Origin of the sequence: Glycocaulis albus (assembly GCF_014639075.1) — a bacterium.
In the GTDB taxonomy this organism is placed as follows: Bacteria; Pseudomonadota; Alphaproteobacteria; order Caulobacterales; family Maricaulaceae; genus Glycocaulis; species Glycocaulis albus.
The window spans coordinates 163450-183572 of sequence record NZ_BMFS01000004.1 but is presented as its reverse complement, the minus strand read 5'-3'; the positions used below and the strand labels follow the sequence as shown (position 1 = coordinate 183572).

20 protein-coding genes are annotated in these 20123 nt (G+C 63.1%); 16 read left to right on the top strand and 4 right to left on the bottom strand.

Annotation, left to right across the window (positions count from 1 at the left end; genetic code table 11):
- The first annotated feature begins 156 nt into the window (after positions 1-156).
- The 14 genes from carB (at position 157) to IEV75_RS06240 (ending at position 13755) form a co-directional block, all read left to right on the top strand.
- A complete protein-coding gene (gene carB / locus IEV75_RS06305) occupies positions 157-3399 on the top strand; it encodes a carbamoyl-phosphate synthase large subunit (RefSeq protein ID WP_188451698.1) in 3243 nt (1080 codons plus the stop codon).
- A gap of 88 nt (positions 3400-3487) precedes the next feature.
- Complete coding sequence (gene greA, locus IEV75_RS06300; RefSeq protein WP_188451697.1) at positions 3488-3961, top strand: transcription elongation factor GreA; 474 nt, start codon at positions 3488-3490, stop codon at positions 3959-3961.
- Between the two features lie 130 nt (positions 3962-4091).
- Positions 4092-5027: a mitochondrial fission ELM1 family protein gene (locus IEV75_RS06295; RefSeq protein WP_188451696.1), complete on the top strand. Its 936-nt coding sequence runs from the start codon at positions 4092-4094 to the stop codon at positions 5025-5027.
- A 38-nt stretch (positions 5028-5065) separates the two neighbouring features.
- Positions 5066-5569 (top strand): beta-lactamase hydrolase domain-containing protein, encoded by a 504-nt coding sequence (locus tag IEV75_RS06290; protein ID WP_188451695.1) that lies wholly within the window; start codon positions 5066-5068, stop codon positions 5567-5569.
- 61 nt (positions 5570-5630) lie between these two features.
- Positions 5631-6620: a thioredoxin-disulfide reductase gene (gene trxB / locus IEV75_RS06285; RefSeq protein WP_188451694.1), complete on the top strand. Its 990-nt coding sequence runs from the start codon at positions 5631-5633 to the stop codon at positions 6618-6620.
- Positions 6617-7324 (top strand): ABC transporter ATP-binding protein, encoded by a 708-nt coding sequence (locus IEV75_RS06280; RefSeq protein ID WP_233351777.1) that lies wholly within the window; start codon positions 6617-6619, stop codon positions 7322-7324. Before trxB ends, IEV75_RS06280 begins: the two co-directional genes overlap by 4 nt.
- Positions 7321-8580 (top strand): ABC transporter permease, encoded by a 1260-nt coding sequence (locus IEV75_RS06275; RefSeq protein ID WP_188451693.1) that lies wholly within the window; start codon positions 7321-7323, stop codon positions 8578-8580. The genes IEV75_RS06280 and IEV75_RS06275 overlap by 4 nt, the downstream gene beginning before the upstream one ends.
- A gap of 31 nt (positions 8581-8611) precedes the next feature.
- Positions 8612-9520 carry a LysR family transcriptional regulator gene (locus IEV75_RS06270; protein WP_188451692.1) on the top strand — a complete coding sequence of 303 codons (909 nt, stop codon included), beginning with the start codon at positions 8612-8614 and terminating at the stop codon, positions 9518-9520.
- A gap of 293 nt (positions 9521-9813) precedes the next feature.
- Complete coding sequence (locus IEV75_RS06265) at positions 9814-10116, top strand: DMT family protein (protein WP_188451691.1); 303 nt, start codon at positions 9814-9816, stop codon at positions 10114-10116.
- Entirely contained in the window at positions 10113-10337 is a 225-nt protein-coding gene (locus tag IEV75_RS06260; RefSeq protein WP_188451690.1) for a ribbon-helix-helix domain-containing protein, read from the top strand. The genes IEV75_RS06265 and IEV75_RS06260 overlap by 4 nt, the downstream gene beginning before the upstream one ends.
- A gap of 69 nt (positions 10338-10406) precedes the next feature.
- Positions 10407-10883: a hypothetical protein gene (locus IEV75_RS06255; protein ID WP_188451689.1), complete on the top strand. Its 477-nt coding sequence runs from the start codon at positions 10407-10409 to the stop codon at positions 10881-10883.
- A 4-nt stretch (positions 10884-10887) separates the two neighbouring features.
- Positions 10888-11373 carry a hypothetical protein gene (locus IEV75_RS06250; RefSeq protein ID WP_188451688.1) on the top strand — a complete coding sequence of 162 codons (486 nt, stop codon included), beginning with the start codon at positions 10888-10890 and terminating at the stop codon, positions 11371-11373.
- Between the two features lie 50 nt (positions 11374-11423).
- A complete protein-coding gene (locus IEV75_RS06245) occupies positions 11424-11918 on the top strand; it encodes a CC0125/CC1285 family lipoprotein (protein ID WP_188451687.1) in 495 nt (164 codons plus the stop codon).
- Positions 11919-12024: 106 nt separating this feature from the next.
- Positions 12025-13755, top strand: coding sequence for a cation:proton antiporter (locus IEV75_RS06240; RefSeq protein WP_188451686.1), 1731 nt, complete (start codon positions 12025-12027; stop codon positions 13753-13755).
- Here the strand turns inward: IEV75_RS06240 and IEV75_RS06235 are convergent.
- Entirely contained in the window at positions 13752-14213 is a 462-nt protein-coding gene (locus IEV75_RS06235; RefSeq protein ID WP_217980150.1) for a MarR family winged helix-turn-helix transcriptional regulator, read from the bottom strand. The two genes, IEV75_RS06240 and IEV75_RS06235, sit on opposite strands and share 4 nt — an antisense overlap.
- A gap of 36 nt (positions 14214-14249) precedes the next feature.
- The gene (gene hppD / locus IEV75_RS06230; protein ID WP_188451684.1) at positions 14250-15320 is read right to left on the bottom strand and encodes a 4-hydroxyphenylpyruvate dioxygenase; all 1071 of its coding nucleotides are present in this window, start codon (positions 15318-15320) and stop codon (positions 14250-14252) included.
- A gap of 225 nt (positions 15321-15545) precedes the next feature.
- Here hppD and IEV75_RS06225 point away from each other — a divergent pair, with 225 nt between their 5' ends.
- Together IEV75_RS06225 and IEV75_RS06220 are read left to right on the top strand one after the other, a co-directional pair.
- Positions 15546-16850, top strand: coding sequence for a metal-dependent hydrolase family protein (locus IEV75_RS06225; protein ID WP_188451683.1), 1305 nt, complete (start codon positions 15546-15548; stop codon positions 16848-16850).
- Positions 16847-17917 (top strand): phosphotransferase, encoded by a 1071-nt coding sequence (locus IEV75_RS06220; protein ID WP_188451682.1) that lies wholly within the window; start codon positions 16847-16849, stop codon positions 17915-17917. The genes IEV75_RS06225 and IEV75_RS06220 overlap by 4 nt, the downstream gene beginning before the upstream one ends.
- Before the next feature lie 191 nt (positions 17918-18108).
- On the opposite strand, the gene IEV75_RS06215 is transcribed toward IEV75_RS06220, so the two are convergent.
- Together IEV75_RS06215 and IEV75_RS06210 are read right to left on the bottom strand one after the other, a co-directional pair.
- Complete coding sequence (locus tag IEV75_RS06215; RefSeq protein ID WP_188451681.1) at positions 18109-18576, bottom strand: Dps family protein; 468 nt, start codon at positions 18574-18576, stop codon at positions 18109-18111.
- A 127-nt stretch (positions 18577-18703) separates the two neighbouring features.
- Positions 18704-19915 (bottom strand): pyridoxal phosphate-dependent aminotransferase, encoded by a 1212-nt coding sequence (locus IEV75_RS06210; protein WP_188451680.1) that lies wholly within the window; start codon positions 19913-19915, stop codon positions 18704-18706.
- Between the last annotated feature and the right edge of the window lie 208 nt (positions 19916-20123).

Genomic DNA, 20123 nt, shown 5'->3' with positions numbered 1-20123 from the left:
TGCAATCCGCAGCTTCCCGACACCTACCCCCTCGCCATGACGGCAAATAGGCGCTAACACCCGCTTCTAGCATGTAATCAGAGTCGACCCGCGCCCGGACTTGCCCCACAAGACCGGCAGCGCGGATACGCGCGCGCAACGAACGGAGCAACACCCATGCCCAGACGCACCGATATCAGCTCCATCCTCATCATCGGTGCCGGCCCTATCGTGATTGGCCAGGCGTGCGAGTTCGACTATTCGGGCGTGCAGGCGGTCAAGGCCCTGAAGGAAGAGGGTTACCGGGTCATACTGGTGAACTCCAATCCCGCCACGATCATGACCGATCCGGGCCTGGCGGACGCCACCTATATCGAGCCGATCACGCCGGAAATGGTGGCGAAAGTCATCGAGAAGGAGCGCCCTGATGCGCTGCTTCCCACCATGGGCGGGCAGACCGCGCTCAACTGCGCGCTGGAGCTGGAAAAGCGCGGCGTGCTGGAGCTCTTCGGCGTGGAGATGATCGGCGCGAAGGCCGATGTCATCGACAAGGCGGAAAACCGCCAGCGCTTCCGCGATGCGATGGACAAGATCGGCCTGGAAAGCCCGAAATCACGCACCGTGCATTCGCTGGCTGAGGCCGAGGCGGTGCTCGACGAGCTGGGCCTTCCGGCTGTCATCCGCCCCTCCTTCACGCTGGGCGGCACGGGCGGCGGTATCGCCTACAATGTTGAGGAATACCGCGAGATCGTCGGCACCGGGCTTGCCGCCTCCCCGGTCACCGAGGTGCTGGTGGAAGAAAGCGTGCTGGGCTGGAAGGAGTTCGAGATGGAGGTGGTGCGCGACCGCGCAGACAACTGCATTATCGTCTGCTCCATCGAGAATATCGACCCGATGGGCGTGCATACCGGCGATTCCATCACCGTCGCCCCGGCCCTGACGCTGACCGACAAGGAATACCAGCGCATGCGCACCGCCTCGATCGCGGTCCTGCGCGAGATCGGCGTGGAAACGGGTGGATCGAACGTGCAGTTCGCGGTGAACCCGGCTGATGGCCGCATGGTCGTTATCGAGATGAACCCGCGCGTCTCGCGCTCGTCTGCGCTGGCGTCCAAGGCTACGGGCTTCCCGATTGCGAAGGTCGCCGCGAAGCTGGCGGTCGGCTACACGCTCGACGAGATCGACAACGACATCACCGGCGGCGCGACCCCGGCAAGCTTCGAGCCGTCCATCGATTACGTGGTCACGAAAATCCCGCGCTTTGCGTTCGAAAAATATCCGGGCGCGCAGAACCTGCTGTCCACCTCCATGAAATCGGTCGGCGAGGCGATGGCAATGGGCCGGACCTTCCAGGAGAGCATGCAGAAAGCCCTGCGCAGCCTGGAGACCGGGCTTTGCGGCTTTGACGAGATCGAGATCGAGGGCTTTGAATCCGCCGACGGGCCGGAAGGGCGCCGTCAGGCAGTGCTCGCCGCCCTCGCCCGCCCGACGCCGGACCGCTTGCGCGTGATCGCGCAGGCCTTCCGCGAGGGCCTCTCCGTGGACGAGATCAACACGGCCTGCGCCTACGAGCCGTGGTTCCTGCGCCAGATCGAGGAGATCGTCCACGCAGAGGAGGATATCGCCACGCTCGGCCTGCCGGCCGACGCTAAGGCCTTCCGCCGCCTGAAGGCCATGGGCTTTTCCGACCAGCGCCTGGCCCAACTGACGAAATCCACCGAAGCAAAGGTGCGCGAGGCGCGCCGCGCGCTGAATGTCCGCCCGGTCTACAAGCGGGTGGACACGTGCGCCGCCGAGTTCGCGACGCCCACCGCCTACATGTATTCAAGCTACGAGACCGGCAATTGCGAAAGCCGCCCGACAGAGGCGAAGAAGGCCATCATTCTGGGCGGCGGTCCGAACCGGATCGGCCAGGGCATCGAGTTCGACTATTGCTGCTGCCACGCGGCCTTTGCTTTCGCCGAGATGGGCATTGAATCCATCATGGTGAACTGCAACCCGGAAACCGTCTCGACCGACTATGACACGGCAGACCGGCTCTATTTCGAGCCGCTGACCGATGAGGACGTGCTGGAGCTGATCGAGACCGAGCGCGCCAATGGCACGCTGCTGGGTGTCGTCGTGCAGTATGGCGGCCAGACCCCGCTGAAGCTCGCCGGCGCTCTTGAGAAGGCGGGCATACCGATCCTCGGCACCAGCCCGGACGCGATCGATCTGTCCGAGGATCGTGAACGCTTCAAGGCCCTGCTGGACAAGCTGGGCCTGCGCCAGCCGCCGAACGCCATCGTACGTTCAGAAGAAGAGGCGCTGGAAACGGCCAAGGCACTCGGCTTCCCGCTGGTCTTGCGGCCCTCCTTCGTGCTCGGCGGGCGCGGCATGGAGATCGTGCGCGATCAGGAAAGCCTGGAGCGCTATATCCGCGCCGCGGTTCATGTCTCCGGCGACAGCCCGCTTCTGCTCGACCGCTATCTCACCGACGCGTCCGAGGTCGATGTAGACGCCGTGTGCGACGGTGACGAGGTACGCATCGCGGGCGTCATGGAACATATCGAGGAGGCCGGTGTTCACTCCGGCGACAGCGCCTGCTCCATCCCGCCTCATTCCCTGCCGGAAGCGACGATTGCCGAACTGCGCGCCGAAACCGTCGCGCTGGCAAAGGCCATCGGCGTGAAGGGCCTGATGAACGTGCAGTACGCGGTCAAGGACGGCGAGATTTTCGTGCTGGAGGTCAATCCGCGCGCCAGCCGCACCGTACCGTTTGTGGCAAAGGCCATCGGGGCACCCGTTGCCGGTATCGCGGCCAAGGTCATGGCTGGCGAGAAGCTGTCCGGCTTCAAGATGTGGAATGACACGCCCGAGCACGTGGCTGTGAAAGAAGCCGTCATGCCCTTTGCCCGCTTCCCGGGGGTCGACCCGGTGCTGGGCCCGGAAATGCGCTCAACCGGCGAGGTAATGGGCATCGACATGCGCTTTGAGGCGGCTTTCGCCAAGGCCCAGCTTGGCGCCGGTGTCCGCCTGCCCCGGTCTGGCGCCGTGTTTGTGTCGCTCAAGGAGTCCGACAAGGCGCAGATGATCGAGCCCTGCCGTCAGCTGACCGGGCTGGGCTTCTCCCTGCTGGCGACGGGCGGCACCGCCAAGACCCTGGAGGATGCGGGGGTGCCCGTCACGCGCATCAACAAGGTGTTCGAGGGCCGTCCGCACATTGTCGACGCGATCAAGAATGGCGAGGTCCAGCTGATCTTCAACACCACTGAGGGCCGCCAGAGCCAGATCGACAGCTATTCCATCCGCCGCACGGCACTGGAGCTGAAAATTCCCTGCTACACGACCGCCTCGGCCAGCCGCGCCGCGGTGAAGGCGATCGCGACGATTGATGCAGGAGAGCTTGAACCGCGCGCTCTGCAATCCTATCGTTATTAGAACGTTCCAGGAGAACGCAAAGAGCGCTTGATAGCGGGATCATTTGGGTCTTACGCTCGCAGGCGTAAAAAGAAACGAGTCCTTCCCTATGCAAAAAATCCCTATGACCGCCGAGGGTCACCGGGCCCTCGACGAAGAATTGAAGCATCTGAAATCGGTTGAGCGCCCGGCGGTGATCCAGGCGATCTCCGAAGCCCGCGACCATGGCGATCTGTCAGAGAACGCGGAATATCACGCGGCCAAGGAGCGCCAGAGCTGGATTGAGGGCCGTGTCGTCGAGCTTGAGGACAAGCTGGCGCGCGCGCAGATCATTGATGTGTCCCGCATGAGCGGCGATCAGGTGAAGTTCGGTGCCACGGTGACCGTGCTGGACGAAGACACCGAGGCTGAAGCCACCTACAAGATCGTCGGCGATGACGAAGCTGACGTGAAGTCGGGCAAGATTTCCGTGTCCTCGCCCATCGCGCGCTCGCTCATCAACAAGGAAACGGGTGATGTCGTCGAGGTGAACGCACCTGGCGGGCTTAAGACCTATGAAATCCTGAAAGTCGAGTGGAAATAGGCGAACCGCGTTTTGCCCTTGCGTGAAATGACCGAAGCCGGCGGATCGCTCCGCCGGCTTCTTGCGTTTCGGGCTTTCAGCCTGCCGCTTCCCCCTTGGCGTGCGCCACGGGCACAGGCTAACTGGAACCATGGCGGATCAGACCACACACGCAGAACGCGCCTGCTTTGTCGTCACTGACGGGCGGCGGGGCATGGAGAATCAGGCGCTGGGCCTGGCCGAAGCCGTGGCCCGGCTGACGCCCATGCGCATTCTGCCTGTCCAGGTGCCGCGCACCGGCGATCTGCCCGACCCCGGACCGATTGCACCGGATTTGTGGATCGGTTGCGGCATGGCAGCTGTCCGCGCAGCTAGCGAGCACCGCAAGGCTTTTCCAGACGCGGTCTTTGTCTATGTGCAGGACCCGAAAATGGCGGCGCATCGTTTTGATCTCGTCGTACCGCCCGAGCATGACCGGATGCGCGGCGCCAATGTGTTTGCCATCACCGGATCGCCAAACCGCATCACGGGCGAGAGGCTGGCCGCCGCCGAACGCGCCTTCGCGGGGCAGATTGCCGCCCTGCCCGCCCCCCGCGCAGCCGTCCTTATCGGCGGCGATTCCCGGCACCACCGCTTCACGCCCGAAGTCGCCGGAGAGCTTCTGGCGCGGTTGAGGCGCCTTCGCGGCGACGGCATCGGCCTCATGATCACCACCTCCCGCCGCACACCAGAGAATTTCGTTTCGGCGCTTGGTGAAGCGTTCGCAACCGATGACGGGGTCTGGCTGCACACGGGCGGCGAGCCCAACCCGTATTTCGCGTTTCTGGCCGGTGCCGACTGGATATTCGTCACCGAAGACTCCACCAACATGCTCACCGAGGCTGCAGCCACAGGCATGCCGGTCTACCGGCTGCTTCTGGACGGCAAACCCGGCAAGTTCGCCCGGCTATACAGCGCGCTGGAAGCACACGGAGCGGTCCGGCCCTTTCTCGGGCGGCTGGATAGCTGGACCTACCGGCCGCTTCACGAAACCGAGAGGGCGGCGCAGCGCGTCCTTGAAATCATGGCCCGCAAAGGCGACATCTGAACGCTGACAGGTTTTTGCGCGCCCGAAGGAAGCCCGACATGCTCCGCTCCATTCTCGCTGCCACGCTTTTGACCGCCGCACCGTGTTTTCATGCCATCGCGCAGGAAAGCCGGATGACGCCACTGCCCGGCGATGTTCGTTTCGAGGCGCGGCCTGACGCTACAGATGCGCGCAGCTGGGCACGTGAAGGCCACACCACGGTCATCAACCTGCTGACCGAACCGGAGATTGAAGCGCTCGAGTTCGACTATGCCGGAAGTGTCATGCAGAACGGTATGATCTACGCGCACGTGCCAGTGGGGCGGATGACAGGGACCGAGGCGGCCGACGCGGTGGCCCGCATCATGGCGGAAACCGACGGGCCGGTGATCATCAATTGCGCCAGCGCAACGCGCGCCAGCCATGTCTATGCCGCCAGCCAGATCCGGGCCGGCAACATTACCCGCGACCAGCTCCACACAATCGACCCGGAACGCGAATGGAATCAGGACCTCCTGTCACGTCTGCTGGGAGAGACGCCTGGCACCGAATCCGCCCAGTAACTTTTCGTCGCCCGTGGGCGAACAAGCCAGTACAGCCAACGCCAGAGGACATCAGCCTGCCATGACCGAAACCCGTCATTCCAAAGTTGTCATTATCGGGTCCGGTTCGGCCGGTTACACCGCGGCCATCTACGCAGCGCGGGCCATGCTGGAGCCGATTGTCATCGCAGGGCTGCAGCCGGGCGGCCAGCTGACGATCACGCACGAAGTGGAGAACTATCCAGGCTTTGCCAGCGTCATCGAAGGCCCCTGGCTGATGGAGCAGATGAAGGCGCAGGCCGAAAATGTCGGCGCCGAGATCATTGCCGACATCATCGTCGAGGCCGACTTCTCCAAGCGCCCCTTCACGATGAAGGGGGATGGCGGCGCTATATACACTGCAGACAGCGTGATTATCGCGACCGGCGCGAGCGCCAAATGGCTGGGCCTTGAAAGCGAGCAGAGCCTGCAGGGCTTTGGCGTTTCAGCTTGTGCTACGTGTGACGGCTTCTTCTATCGCGGCAAGGAAGTGGTTGTGGTCGGCGGCGGCAATACGGCCGTCGAGGAAGCCCTGTTCCTTACCCGCTTTGCCAGCAAGGTGACCCTGATCCACCGCCGCGACAGCCTGAGGGCCGAAAAAATCGCGCAAGCCCGCCTGTTCGACAATGAGAAGGTGGAGGTCATCTGGGACAGCGTGGTGGAGGAAATCCTCGCAGAAGGTGACGTGCCCGGCGTGACCGGCGTGCGGGTGAAGAACCTCAAAACCGGCGAAGAAACGAAGCTGCCCACCGATGGTGTGTTTATCGCCATCGGGCACGCGCCCGCGACCTCGCTCTTCGAAGGCCAGCTGGAGATGAAGGACGGCGGCTATCTGGTAACCAAACCCGGTACCACCCTCACCTCGGTGCCCGGCGTGTTCGCCGCGGGCGATGTGACCGATGATGTTTACCGTCAGGCCATCACGGCAGCCGGCATGGGCTGCATGGCGGCACTGGAAGCTGAGCGCTGGCTGGCCGAGATGGAACATCACGCCGCGAGCGAAGGCAAAGCCGCAAAGTCCGACGCCGCGTGAGCGCTGAACCCGCCATATACCTTGACGGTGTGCGCTTTTCCTATGCGCGCAAAGGCCCTGTCGTGCTCGACATGGACCGGTTCGAAGTCGCGGCCGGCGAGAAAGTGTTCCTCAAGGGGGCGAGCGGATCGGGCAAATCCACCCTTCTGGGCCTGATTGCGGGTATCATGGCGCCAACAGCAGGACGCATCGATGTGCTGGGCCGGCCCATGTCAAAGCTCTCCGGCGGCCGGCGCGACTCGCTGCGCGCCGAACGGCTGGGCGTCATCTTTCAGATGTTCAACCTGCTGCCCTATCTGCCTGCGGGCGCGAATGTGATGCTGCCTGCGCGTTTCTCGCCACGGCGCAACGAGGCTTGCAAGGTGGCTGGCGGCGCAGAGGCCGAGGCGCGCCGCCTGATGAGCCGCCTGCAGCTTGACCCGAAGCAGTACTGGTCCAGCCCGCCGACCGAGTTGTCGGTGGGCCAGCAACAGCGCGTGGCCGCTGCGCGCGCGCTGATCGGGCGTCCGGGCCTGGTACTGGCGGACGAACCGACCTCGGCGCTCGATGCAGACGCGCGCGATGCCTTCCTGTCCCTCCTGATCGAGGAATGCGCGGCGAGCGGCGCGGCCCTGCTGTTCGTCAGCCATGATGGTTCACTGGCGTCGAAGTTCGACCGCGCGGTTGACCTGTCCGAGCTCAACGCCGCGAGGGTCGGCACATGAACCGCTTCCCCATCCTATCGCTGGCCTGGCGCTCCATCGCCAACCGGCGCGGCACGGCCCTTCTGACCATCCTCACCGTCGCCATCGCGATGACGCTGTTTCTGGGGGTGGAGAAGGTGCGCCATGGCGCGCGGGCGAGCTTTGAGAACACGATTTCAGGTACAGACCTGATCGTCGGCGCGCGCTCCAGCCCGGTAAACCTGCTGCTTTACGCGATCTTCCATATCGGCGATGCGACGAACAATATCACCTGGGAAACCTATCAGCAGGTTGCAGGCGCGCCGGGTGTTGCCTGGACCGTGCCGATATCGCTGGGCGATTCCCATGCCGGTTTCCGCGTGGTCGGCACCGACAACCGCTATTTCGAGCATTACCGCTATGCCGGCCGGCGGCAGCTGGAGTTTGCGGCTGGCCGCCCGCTGGACGATCTGTTCGACACGGTGATTGGTGCCAGTGTAGCGCGTGAGCTGGGCTATTTGCTGGATCAGGAAATCGTCGTCGCCCACGGCACCGGGCGGGTCAGCTTTGTCGAGCATGACAACAACCCGTTTCGCATTGTCGGCATTCTGCAGCCGACGGGCACGCCGGTGGACCGGTCTGTCTTTGTCAGTCTCGAAGCCATTGAGGCCATCCACATGGAGGGGCCCACGGGCGCTGGCACAAGCCTTTCCATGGACGAGCTGCGCGCCATGGACCTCTCGCCTGACCAGATCACCGCCTTTCTGGTCGGTCTGGAAACGCCGGTAGCCGCGCTGCGCCTGCAGCGCCAGATAAACACCTACCGGGTGGAGCCCTTGCAAGCGATCATTCCGGGCGTTGCCCTGTCCCAGCTCTGGGGTGTGGTCGGCGTTGCCGAGCGTACGCTGGCGGCGGTGGCCGCCTTCGTCGTCCTGATGGGCCTGATCTGCATTCTCACTGCAATCCTGACCAGCCTCAACGAGCGCCGCCGGGAGATGGCCATACTGCGTGCGCTGGGCGCCCGGCCCCGCCACATCTTCGTGCTGCTGGTCAGCGAGAGCGCCCTTCTGGCGCTGGCTGGGGCCATTATCGGCACGGGCCTCACCTACGCGGCCCTGACACTCGGAGCGCCCGTGCTTGAGCAGCGCTATGGCGTGCATCTGGGCGATACGCTGCCCGGCCTTTACGATCTCGCGCTCATCGGTGTGGTGACCGGCGCATCTGCCGTTCTCGGCTTCATTCCCGCCTGGGCCGCTTTCCGCAATTCATTGGCAGACGGAATGACAATTCGCACCTGACGGGGGCGGCGAAGCGCTCTAACGTCTGCGAATGGATTGGGACAAGCTTAAAACCTTTCATGCTGCGGCGGATGCGGGGTCACTGACCGGGGCAGCCGATACGCTGGGCCTGTCGCAATCGGCAGTGAGCCGCCAGATATCCGCGCTCGAGACCGAGCTGGATATCAAGCTGTTCCACCGCCATGCGCGCGGCCTGCTGCTGACCGAGCCGGGGCGGCTGCTGTTTGAAGCCGCCAGCGAGATTGCCAACCGGGTAGCCGTGGCCGAAGCGCGTGTGCAGGACAGCCGCGACAAGCCGACAGGGGCCTTGCGTATCACCGCCCCCACCGCGCTGGGGTCGATCTGGCTGATCCCGCGTCTGAAGCAGTTCCAGCTCCTCTACCCGAAGATTCAGCTCAAGCTGCTGCTGGCGGACCATGAACTGGATCTGGCCGGGCTGGAGGCCGACATTGCCATACGCCCCTGGCCATCGACCCAGAACGAGCTGGTGCAGCGCCGCCTCATGCAGGTGGAGCAGCATCTCTATGCCGCGCCTGAATATCTTGCCGAGCGCGGCACTCCGCAGACGCTAGCCGATCTGGACAAGGGCCATCGCTTTATCGCGTACGGACCAAAGAAGCTGGCACCGATCCCCAATCTGAACTGGCAACTGACCATCGGCCACGAACCTGGCTCGCCGGCGCGCCCAGCCATCATTGAGGCCAACACGATCAAGGCGATGATGCGCGCTACCGAAGCGGGATTTGGCATTTGCGGCCTGCCCGATTATGTGGCGCTGGAAAATCCCGGCCTCGTGCGCGTACTGCCTGACACTGATGGCCCCACTTTCGACGTCTATGTGGTGTTTCCAGAAGAGCTGAAGGGGTCGCGGCGAGTTGCCGCATTCCGGGAGTTTCTGGTCGATACGGCCAAAGCCTGGAAAGCGGAGGCGGCTGAATAATATCGGCTTTCCGCGCCCAGCATTGCGTCACATATCTTTCGCAAAGCCGTAATGCTGCATTTTTGCATAGCTGATATTCGTTGGAACGCCTTGAAGCGGGCGGGCGTTAGCGTCATATCAGCCGCGAACGGTTTTCCCCGTTTCGAGTTCGCATACCGTCTCCTCCCCGAACGGATATGCAAGACTGAGCCGGAAAGAGCGCCTATGCGCCTTCCGGCTCTTTTTTTGTTTATGGACAGGCCCGCGCGGTGCTGTGCAATAGCACGTCCCGCTGCCCTTGCCCCGGTCCTGCCATGCCAACCATCTCCTGGCCCCATATCATCCCGGTCATCCTGCTGATCGGCTCCAGCATATTCATGGTGATATTTTTCAGCTGGCTGATCGCCTTCGTGGAATACACGATGGCCGTGCCTGCCAACCGGATGGGCCACAGCGTCTATTCTGCCGCGGAGCTGAAAACCATGCAGGAGGTGATCACGCTCACCGTGTTCGTCGGCTTTGCGGCGATCTACCTGAAAGAACCTGTCACATTACGCCATCTTGCCGGCTTTGCCTTGATTGCGGCGGGCGCAGCGTTGATCTTCTTCAAACGATGAGCCAGATCAAACGCTCCCTGTCCCTCGCCGGGCACCGCACCAGTCTTGCGCTGGAACCGGAGTTCTGGGCGGTGCTCGACGCCGCCTGCGCCGCGCAGGGCCGCTCGCTGGCGAGCCTGATCGGCGAGATTGACGAGGAACGTGTCCTGAAGGGGGATGATGCGGGCCTGGCAAGCGCGTGCCGGGTATGGGCCTTGCGTCAGGCGCAGTCGCGCGCTTGAGTAAGGACCGAGCGGGGAAAGGGGGACTGCAATGTCTTGCAGTGAAATCGGGGGCAAGCGGAGATGAGAATGTCCGCCACGCCAGGCGGCATGTTTGCTGCCTTTGCCATAGCGCCGGCCTTCGCCGCCGCCCTGGCCGTACTGGGTCTTATCGGACATCTTCACCTGACGGATCCGGCAGCAGCAGACGTACCTTTGGCCGACTATGCCTCCATGGCCGTCAGCGTGTGGTTCTCGGCCCTGATGTTTGCCTACCCGGCAGCCATCGCGCTGTTTGCGCCGTTATGGCTCATCCTGAGGGGTTTGCGTCTCTGGGGCAGCTTCACAGCCCTTCTGGCAGGCGCAGCGGCGGGTCTGGTGGCCATGCTCGCCTATCTCTATCGCATTTATGGCGCTGATCTGGAAATGCAGCTGACGGGCGGTGTGCCGCTCGGCGAACTGCCCCTGGCCGAAAGCCTCTTCAGCCTCGCCTTGCCCCTGATCGGCATTACGGCAGGCGCCATTGGAGGACTGGTCTTCACCAGCCTTGAGCGCGCCGGCCGCTAAGCAGATGCGCAAACCCGTTCCGCTCCAACTGGCCTTCGCCATGGCCCTGTCGCCGCTGATCGCGGGATTTCTTGGCGGCATGCTGGTATCGTTCGGGCTCAGCTTTCAGCTTCTGGCCGACTTCACCGTTCTCGAAACCCTGCGTACGGGACTGGTCACGTCGATCTTCGGCGTGATCATCGCCGTTTTCGTCTGCTATGCGTTTGGTTCACCGGTCATGCTGGCGGCCTGGGCCATCGCCCATTTCGCCAAATGGCGGACACCGCTGGGAATGGGACTGGCCATGTCGGGTGCCGGGCTGATCTTTGCCGTTTTGTACCTTTTCAACGGTCGGCTGATCATGGAGGATGTCGGACAGAACCCGGATATCGCCCTGCTCGTCACCCTGCCCGCAGGACTGATCGCCGGCTATATGGCAGGCTGGTTTATCGGACAGCTCGGCTACACCGATACCGCGCCAAGCGAAACCGTTCCGGGCGTCAACGCGTAATCCCTGCTATAGTTGTTGCCCGAACGGCCACGCCATCAGGAGCGCTCCCCATGACCATGAAACTCACCGTTCTGGCCACCCTTGGCGCCGCCGCGCTGGCGGCCTGTTCACCAACGCAAACCACTTATGGCCCGGCCACCGGACCGGCGGGGCAGGCCATCGGCTTTGACTCCCTTCGCATCACCGACAATCGCTGGCGCGTCAGTTTCACTGCGGGACCAGATGTTTCCACCGCCGGTGCAGAGCGCCTTGCCCTGCGCCGGGCGGCAGAACTGACGCTGGAAAACGGCTATGACTGGTTCGAGATCACCGACCGCCGGATTGAATCCACCACCGGACGCAATCCGGTGCGGGTTGGCGGCTCGGCCGGTACGAGTGTCGGCTCGCGCGGCTACCGGGCATCCGGCGTCGGGCTTGGCATCAGCATAAGCCCCGGTCAGGAAGGGCGCACGCTGGTCAGTCTGGAGATTATCGCCCGGCACGGCGAAACACCGGACGCTCCCAACGCCTACGACGCCCGCTCGCTGATCGCGGTGACGGGGTAGGCAGAGAGCCGGACAGGCGGACACCCGATCCTGCTTGGTCGCTGGTCTGCCCCATGTCATTGTGGTGACTTGGTGATTCAGGCATCTGGCTGACAGGGGCGTGCGCATGCTGGCCGATCTGGTTTCTGCATCGGTCTTTTACGAGGTCGCGGTCCTGCTGGTGATAGCGGCGGCAGTCGGTCTCGCGGGCCACATGTTACGCCAGCCCTTGATCGTCAGCTTCATTCTGGTCGGCATTCTGGTCGGCCCGGCCGGGCTAGATCTGGTACGCTCCAGCGACCATGTAGAGCTGCTCTCCCAGCTCGGCATTGCACTTCTGCTGTTTCTGGTCGGTATCAAGCTGGACGTGAAGCTGATCCAGTCTCTCGGCATGGTGTCGCTCGCCACTGGGCTGGGACAGGTCGCCTTTACCTCGATCATCGGCTTTGCCATCGCGCTGGGGCTCGGGTTTGACCCGCTCACCAGCATCTATATCGCCGTGGCACTGACATTCTCCTCGACAATCATCATCGTGAAGCTGCTGTCCGACAAGCGCGAGATCGACTCCCTGCATGGGCGGATCGCGCTGGGCTTCCTGATCGTTCAGGACCTCGTCGTCGTGCTGGCCATGATCGTCTTGTCAGCCATCGGCATAGGCGGCGCGGAAAATGGCGGTGCAGGGGCGCTGCTGGGCGTGCTGCTGGCCGGCATACTCATGGTCGCAGCCGTGATCGTGTTTATCCGCTTCATTGCCAACCCGCTCACAGCCATCCTTGCGCGGTCACCTGAGTTGCTGCTGTCGTTTGCGATAGCCCTGGCAGCGATGTTTGCGGCGCTGGGTGACCTGTTCGGTCTCGGCAAGGAGCTGGGCGGTCTGCTGGCAGGCGTGGCGCTTGCGTCCACCCCCTACCGTGAAGCGGTGTCGGCCCGGCTGGCCCCGTTGCGCGACTTCCTGCTCCTGTTCTTTTTCATCGGCCTTGGATCGCGCCTCGATCTTTCATTGCTGGGCGAGAACATCCCTGCAGCGGCGATATTCTCCGCCTTCGTACTGATCGGAAATCCGCTGATCGTTGTCATCATCATGGGCGTGATGGGCTATCGCCGCCGCACCGGCTTTCTGGCCGGTCTCACCGTGGCTCAGATCAGCGAGTTTTCGCTCATATTCATGGCGATGGGCCTGTCGCTCGGCCACGTCAATGACCAGGCGCTGGGTCTGGTCACGCTGGTGGGCCTGATTACGATTGCGGCCTCAACCTACATGATCACCTATTCCCACCGGCTCTATCCGCTGGTCGAACCCCTGCTCTCGCCCTTTGAACGGCGCAATATCAATCACGCCGAGACGGATAATGGCGAAACCGCGCAGAAGCACCATGACATTGTCCTGTTCGGGCTGGGCCGCTATGGCGGGGCGATTGCGCAGCGCCTTCTCAATCGCGGGGTTTCCACATTGGGAGTGGATTTCAATCCTTCAGCGGTGAAGCTCTGGCGCGAACGGGGGCTGGACGCGGTCTATGGCGATCTGACAGATCAGGAGTTTCTTACCCATCTGCCGCTTAGCCAGGTGCGCTGGGTCATCTCGACCACCTCGGACCTGGAAACCGGCGTCACCCATGAAGACACCCGCATCGCGATGATCTCCACGCTGCGCAAGTTCGGCTTTGCTGGCAAAATTGCCGTGACCAGCCAGCGCGGCGCCGCGCTGGAGCGTCTCCAGGAGGCCGGAGCAGACCTGATCCTCTTTCCGTTCCAGGACGCGGCCGACCAGGCCGTGGAGCTTCTGACCGGAGAAGCGCCGGAGCCGGAACGCATCGAGACGCCCGAATATAGCGACGACCAGCGTGATATCGAGGATTAGGGCAATCCGCCGTCATTGCGGGCCAGTTCGTCGGCACGTTGCCAGAGGCGGTCAAGCAGGCCGCCCAGCTGGCGCTTTTCTTCTGCGCTGAAACCTTCCAGCAGGGAGCGTTCCCATTCCATCGCCAGCGGGGCGATCTCGTCAAATATGGACTGACCTTCCGGTGTCAGGGAAACCAGCGCGGCGCGCTTGTCCGAAGGGCTGGTGCGGCGGCGCACCAGCGCCCGCTCGGCCAGGGCGCGCAAGGCGCGGCTGACCGTCACCTTGTCCATGGCGGTGGCTTCGCAGATGGCCTGGGCCGTAATAGCCTCGCCCCCGCCCAGAACCGCGATCACGCGCCATTCCCAGATGCTCAGGCCGAACCGGGCCTGATAGGCGCGCGCGATCAGGCCGGACGCCTTGTTGGACACGACCGACAGCCGGTAAGGCAAATATTCGGAAAGAACGAGGGCGGGCACGGGATTTGCCCTGTCTGCCCGCCCCGTCATGACAGCCTACTCGGCCGCGTCGGGCTTGAGCACGCCGCGGCGGATCTGATCGAGCTCGATCGATTCAAACAGCGCCTTGAAATTGCCTTCGCCAAAGCCCTCATTGCCCTTGCGCTGGATGATCTCGAAAAAGATCGGCCCGATATTGGTCGTGGTGAAGATCTGCAGCAGCAGGCCCTGCCCGCTCTCCGGGTCACCATCGACCAGTATGGAGTTCTTTTTCAGGCGCTCAAGGTCTTCCCCGTGGCCAGGCACACGCTCATCTACGAGCTCGTAATAGGTCGGCGGTGTCGACTGGAACTCGACGCCATTGGCGCGCAATTGCTCGACGGTGGAATAGATGTCCGATGTCGTCAGGGCGATATGCTGGATGCCCTCGCCGTTATACTCGCGCAGGTATTCCGCAATCTGGGACTTGTCGTCGGAGCTTTCGTTCAGCGGGATGCGCAGCTTGCCGCACGGGCCGGTCATGGCGCGCGAGAGCAGGCCGGTATGGGCGCCCTTGATGTCAAAATAGCGGATTTCGCGGAAGTTGAAGACGTTCTCGTAGAAACTCGCCCAATGGTTCATCCGGCCCATGAAGACGTTGTGGGTCAGGTGATCGAGGGTTTCGAGGCCCGCACCGCCCTTGTCTTCAGCGCCCGGGATCGGCTCGAATGTCTCGTCATAGATGGTGCTGGCGCCATACTGGTCGACCAGATAGAGCACCGAGCCGCCAATACCCTTGATGGCCGGCAGGTTCTGGTCATCGCCCCAGAGCGGGGTGCCATAGGGCTCGGCTCCGCGCGCAATCGCGTCCTTATAGGCCTGCTTCGCATCGCGCACCCGGAACGCCATGGCGTTGGCAGACGGGCCGTGCTCGGCGCGGAAATCGGCCGCCTGGCCCGTCTTTTCGCGGTTTACCAGGAAGGTAATGTCGCCCTGTTTGTAGCGGACAATGTCGCGGGTCTTGTGTTTCGCGACAGCCGTGAAGCCCAGCAGCCTGAACAGCTTGTCGAGCTTTTCCGGCTCCGGGCTGGTATACTCGACAAACTCGAAACCATCGGTACCCAGCGGGTTCTCGAACAGGTCAGCCATGGCAGGGCTCCTTCATCTTTGGGGGTCGGGCCGGAGCCGGGACGAGGCGCAGCCGCCATTCCCGTCCGGCAAACTCCCGGCCTTTCTGCCGGAAATTAGTATCATTTGCAACTAATTTGGTGCGGCGAACGCAACCGCCCGCCCGTTATGTTATCACCTGTTTGACAGCCCGCCCCCGGGGCGCCGAAATAGCGCGCAACGAAAAACCGTTGCGGGGAGGCTGACATGACGGGACTGGCGAGCGCGCTGCTGGCGGCGTGGATGTTGGTGTCTGCGGGCACCGTCACACAGGCGGAGAACGACGTTTCCTCCGTCACGGTGATCCATGCAGGCCATCTCATTGCGGTGCCCGGCGAGCGGGTGCGCGAAGGCGCATCGATTATCATCCGCGACGGACGCATCGACACGATCGAGGACGGCTATGTAACGCGCGATGGCGCGGAGATCATCGACCTGACAGCCCACTGGGTGCTGCCGGGGCTCATTGATGCCCATGTCCACCTCTTGAGCGAGCGCGGAGCCAGCAGCCGGCTCGACACCTTCACCCTTTCCAGCGCGGACCGCGCCTTTGTCGGCGCGCGTCATGCCCGGCGCACGCTGGAGGCAGGGTTCACAACCGTGCAGGATGTGGGCGGCGATCTGGAGGCTATCCTCGCCTTGCGCAACGCCATCCGTAACGGCGATGCGGCCGGTCCGCGCATGCGCGTCGCAGGCCCCTCCATCACGCCAACCGGCGGACATGGCGATGTGAACGGCTATAACCAGCAGGTTATCCGGAATTTCTCCAGCCCGGGCGCGTGTAACGGCCCGGCGGACTGCGCGCGGGCGGTCCGCTCGCTTGTCCAGGCCGGTGTGGATACGATCAAGATCACGGCTACAGGCGGGGTTCTGTCCAATACCGCAGCCGGTCTCGAAGTACAGTTCATGGACGATGAACTCACCGCGATCGTGCAGGCGGCCGAGATGATGGGCCGGCGGGTTACCGCGCACGCCCACGGCGTGACCGGTGTCAACGCCTTCCTGGCTGCAGGCGGGCATTCGATCGAGCACGGCACATTCCTGGACGAGGAATCGATCCGCCTGTTCCGCCGCTCCGGCGCCTTTCTCGTCCCCACCGTCATGGCGGGCGAGTTCGTAACCCTGGAGGCCGAAGCCAATGCGCCCTGGATGACGCCCTTCCAGCGCGCCAAGGCGCTGCAGGTCGGCCCGCAAATGGTGGATATGCTGCGCCGCGCCCATCGTGGCGGGGTACAGATCGCTTTCGGCACGGATTCAGGCGTCAGCCGTCATGGCGACAATGCGCGCGAGTTTGAACTGATGGTCGAAGCCGGCATGACACCGGAACAGGCCATCATCGCGGCCACCATAAATGGCGCACGCCATCTGCAGTTGGAAAACGAGATCGGCCGTATCGCGCCGGGCTTCCACGCCGACATCATCGCGGTCAGCGGCAATCCGCTGGAAAATGTCTCTGAACTGCGTGATGTGGACTTTGTGATGGCCGCAGGAATGGTACACAAAGCCCCATGACCAATTCACAATCCGAACTCGACGCCCAGTTTTCCGGCACCAAATCCGTCGCTGACGCCCTGCGCTTTGACGAAAAGGCTCTGGAAAGCTGGATGAAGGCGAATGTGGACGGCTATGCCGGGCCATTGGAGGTGAGCCAGTTCCGGGGCGGCCAGTCCAACCCGACCTACAAGCTGGCAACGCCGTCACGCCAGTACGTGCTGCGGCGCAAGCCACCGGGTGTGCTTCTGCCTTCAGCGCACGCTGTGGAACGCGAATACACAGTGATGAAGGCGCTGGGCGAGGCGGGGTTTCCCGCACCCGTCATGTTCGGTCTGTGCGAAGACCCGGAGGTCATCGGCACAGCCTTCTACGTCATGGAGTTTGTCGAGGGCCGCATCTTCTGGGACGCCTATCTGCCGGGCATGGAGCCGTCAGAACGCCGCGCGCTCTATGATGCGTCAAACGCCGCGCTCGCGCATCTCCACTCCGTCGATGTCGAGAAGGCGGGCCTGTCCGGCTATGGCAAGCCAGGCAATTATTTCGAACGCCAGATCGGCCGCTGGACCAAGCAGTACAAGGCGGCCGAAACGCGTCCCATAGCGGCGATGGACCGGCTGATAGACTGGCTGCCTGCCAATGCGCCCGAGCAGGAGCGCACCAGCGTCGTGCACGGCGATTACCGGCTGGACAACATGATCTTCCACCCGACAGAGCCGCGCGTCATCGCGGTACTGGACTGGGAGCTGTCAACGCTGGGAGATCCACTGGCCGACTTCACCTACCAGCTGATGCAATGGCGTACGCCGAAGGAAATCCGCTCCGGCTTCCTCGGTGTGGACCTGAAATCGCTCGGTATCCCGACCGAAGAAGAATATGTCGCGGCCTATTGTGAACGCACCGGGCGCAGCGGCATCCCCAAGCTCGATTTCTATATCGCCTACAACATCTTCCGCCTCGCCGGCATCGCGCAGGGCGTCTATGCCCGCGCCCTGCAGGGCAATGCCTCCAACGAGCGCGCGAAAGAGCTGGGCGCCCTCGTCGAGCCAATGGCCGAATACGCCTGGACGATTGCGGAGAAGGCTTGAGGGCATCTTTTAGTGATGCTCCGCACATCCGTGCGTCGCTCCTCGTATTAACTCGGGCGCGCGGTCGCGCTTGCGGCGCTGCGCGCCGGCGTGCCAGTCCGGCCCCGCTTAGGGGCCGCAAGGCCGAACGGCCGCCCGCGACTTTTCGCGGAATATCGCAGCCCGGATGGGCTGCGGAACTAAAGAATCCCCTACCCCAGCGTCGCCCTCAGCATCCACGCCATTTTCTCGTGGGCCGTCACGCGCGGGGCAACCACGTCTGCCGTGGCTTCATCGCCATGGGTATTGGCCAGTTCCAGCGCCGCGCGCGCAGTGCGCACAACCGTCTCATGACCCGCCAGCAGGTTGGCGACCATATCGTCAGCCTTCGGGGTCTTATCGTCGGGGCGGATCGAGGCCGACTTCGTGATCTCGTCATAGGAGATCGGAGCCATCACGCCGAGCGCGCGGATGCGTTCGGCAATATCGTCCGTCGCCGTCCACATCTCGGTATATTGCGTCTCAAACATCGCGTGCAGGTCGTGAAAGCGCGGTCCCGTGACGTTCCAGTGATAGGCGTGCGTCTTGAAATAGAGCGCGTAGGTGTCAGACAGCAGGCGGGTGACGGCCTCGGCCATCTCCTCGCGCTGCGCCTGGCTCAGTCCCATATTGATCTGCATGGCAATCTCCTGTGTTCAGCGGACGGTGAGGGCGCCGTCCATTCATGTCCAACTGCCTTACGTATATGGGGACGCCCTGTTCCAATCCAACTGGAACGCAAACTGCCAGCGATAGAGAGCGCCTATATCAGCGAGCCGCGGCGCAGAACTCGGCAATGCGCGTGCCGGCCTTCTCCAGCGCCTCATCGGAGGTCGCGTAGGAGATGCGGAAAGCCGGGCCAGAGCCAAACGCCGTGCCCGGAACGACGGCCACATGCGCCTCTTCGAGCAACGCATCACACACATCGCCATCGGTTTTCAGCGCCTTGCCCTTGCCAGAGGTTTTTCCGATGAGTCCGGCGCAGGACGGAAACACATAGAAGGCGCCTTCGGGCTTTGGCGCATCAAGGCCTTCACTAGCCGCGATGTGGCGCAGAACGAGATCGCGGCGGCGCACGAAAGCGTCATTGCGGGGTTTCAGGAAGTCATGCTGGCCATTTAGCGCGGCCACCGACGCCCACTGGCTGATCGAACACGGGTTGGACGTGGTCTGCGTCATCACCTTGGCCATGGCCTTGATGAGGGCCTCAGGTCCAGCCGCATAGCCAATCCGCCAGCCCGTCATGGCGTAGGATTTGGACACGCCATTCATGGTCAGCGTGCGCTCATAGAGCGAGGGCGCGACAGACGCGATGGTGGCAAATTCAAACCCGTCATAGACGAGGTGCTCATACATGTCGTCGGTGAGGATCCAGACATGCGGGTGGCGCTCCAGCACCTCTGCCAGCGCCTTCAGGTCATCTGCCGAATAGGCAGCGCCCGTGGGATTGGAGGGCGAGTTGAGCACCAGCCATTTCGTGCGCGGTGTGATAGCGGCTTCCAGCGCTTCCGGGCGCAGCTTGTAGCCGTCCTTTGCCGTGGCCCCAGCGAACACAGGCTTGCCGCCGCACAGAAGCGCCATGTCAGGATAGCTCACCCAGTAGGGCGCGGGTATCACCACCTCGTCGCCGGGGTTCAGCGTGGCCGCAAACGCGTTGTAGATCACCGGCTTGCCGCCCGGCGACACATTCACCTGCGAGGGCTTGTATTCAAGCTGGTTGTCGCGCCGGAACTTGGCGCAGATCGCCTCTTTCAGCTCCGGTATCCCGTCGACCGCGGTGTATTTGGTTTCGCCGCGCCGGATCGCCTCGACGGCCGCATCCTTGATGTGGTCCGGCGTGTCGAAATCGGGTTCGCCCGCACCCAGCGAGATCACGTCAATGCCCTTGGCCTTGAGTTCGCGTGCCTTCTGGGTTGCCGCAATGGTGGCAGAGGGCTGAACACGCGAAAGGGCTCTGGAAACCTCGAACGGGGCGGACATGGGCTCTCCTGATGCGGGAGGATGGAAGGCGCGCAGAAACTACCTTCCGTTTACCCTGCACCGCAATACATGTTGCAGCACAGCCCTGATCTGATGCCTTCTTTGTGCCGTAATTGATCTTGAGTTCGCCGGAATTTGAACCTTTCGCCGCCTCGAAGCGTAACGAAGCTGTTCATATGGCGTTCATCGGATCAGCCGAACGTGAACG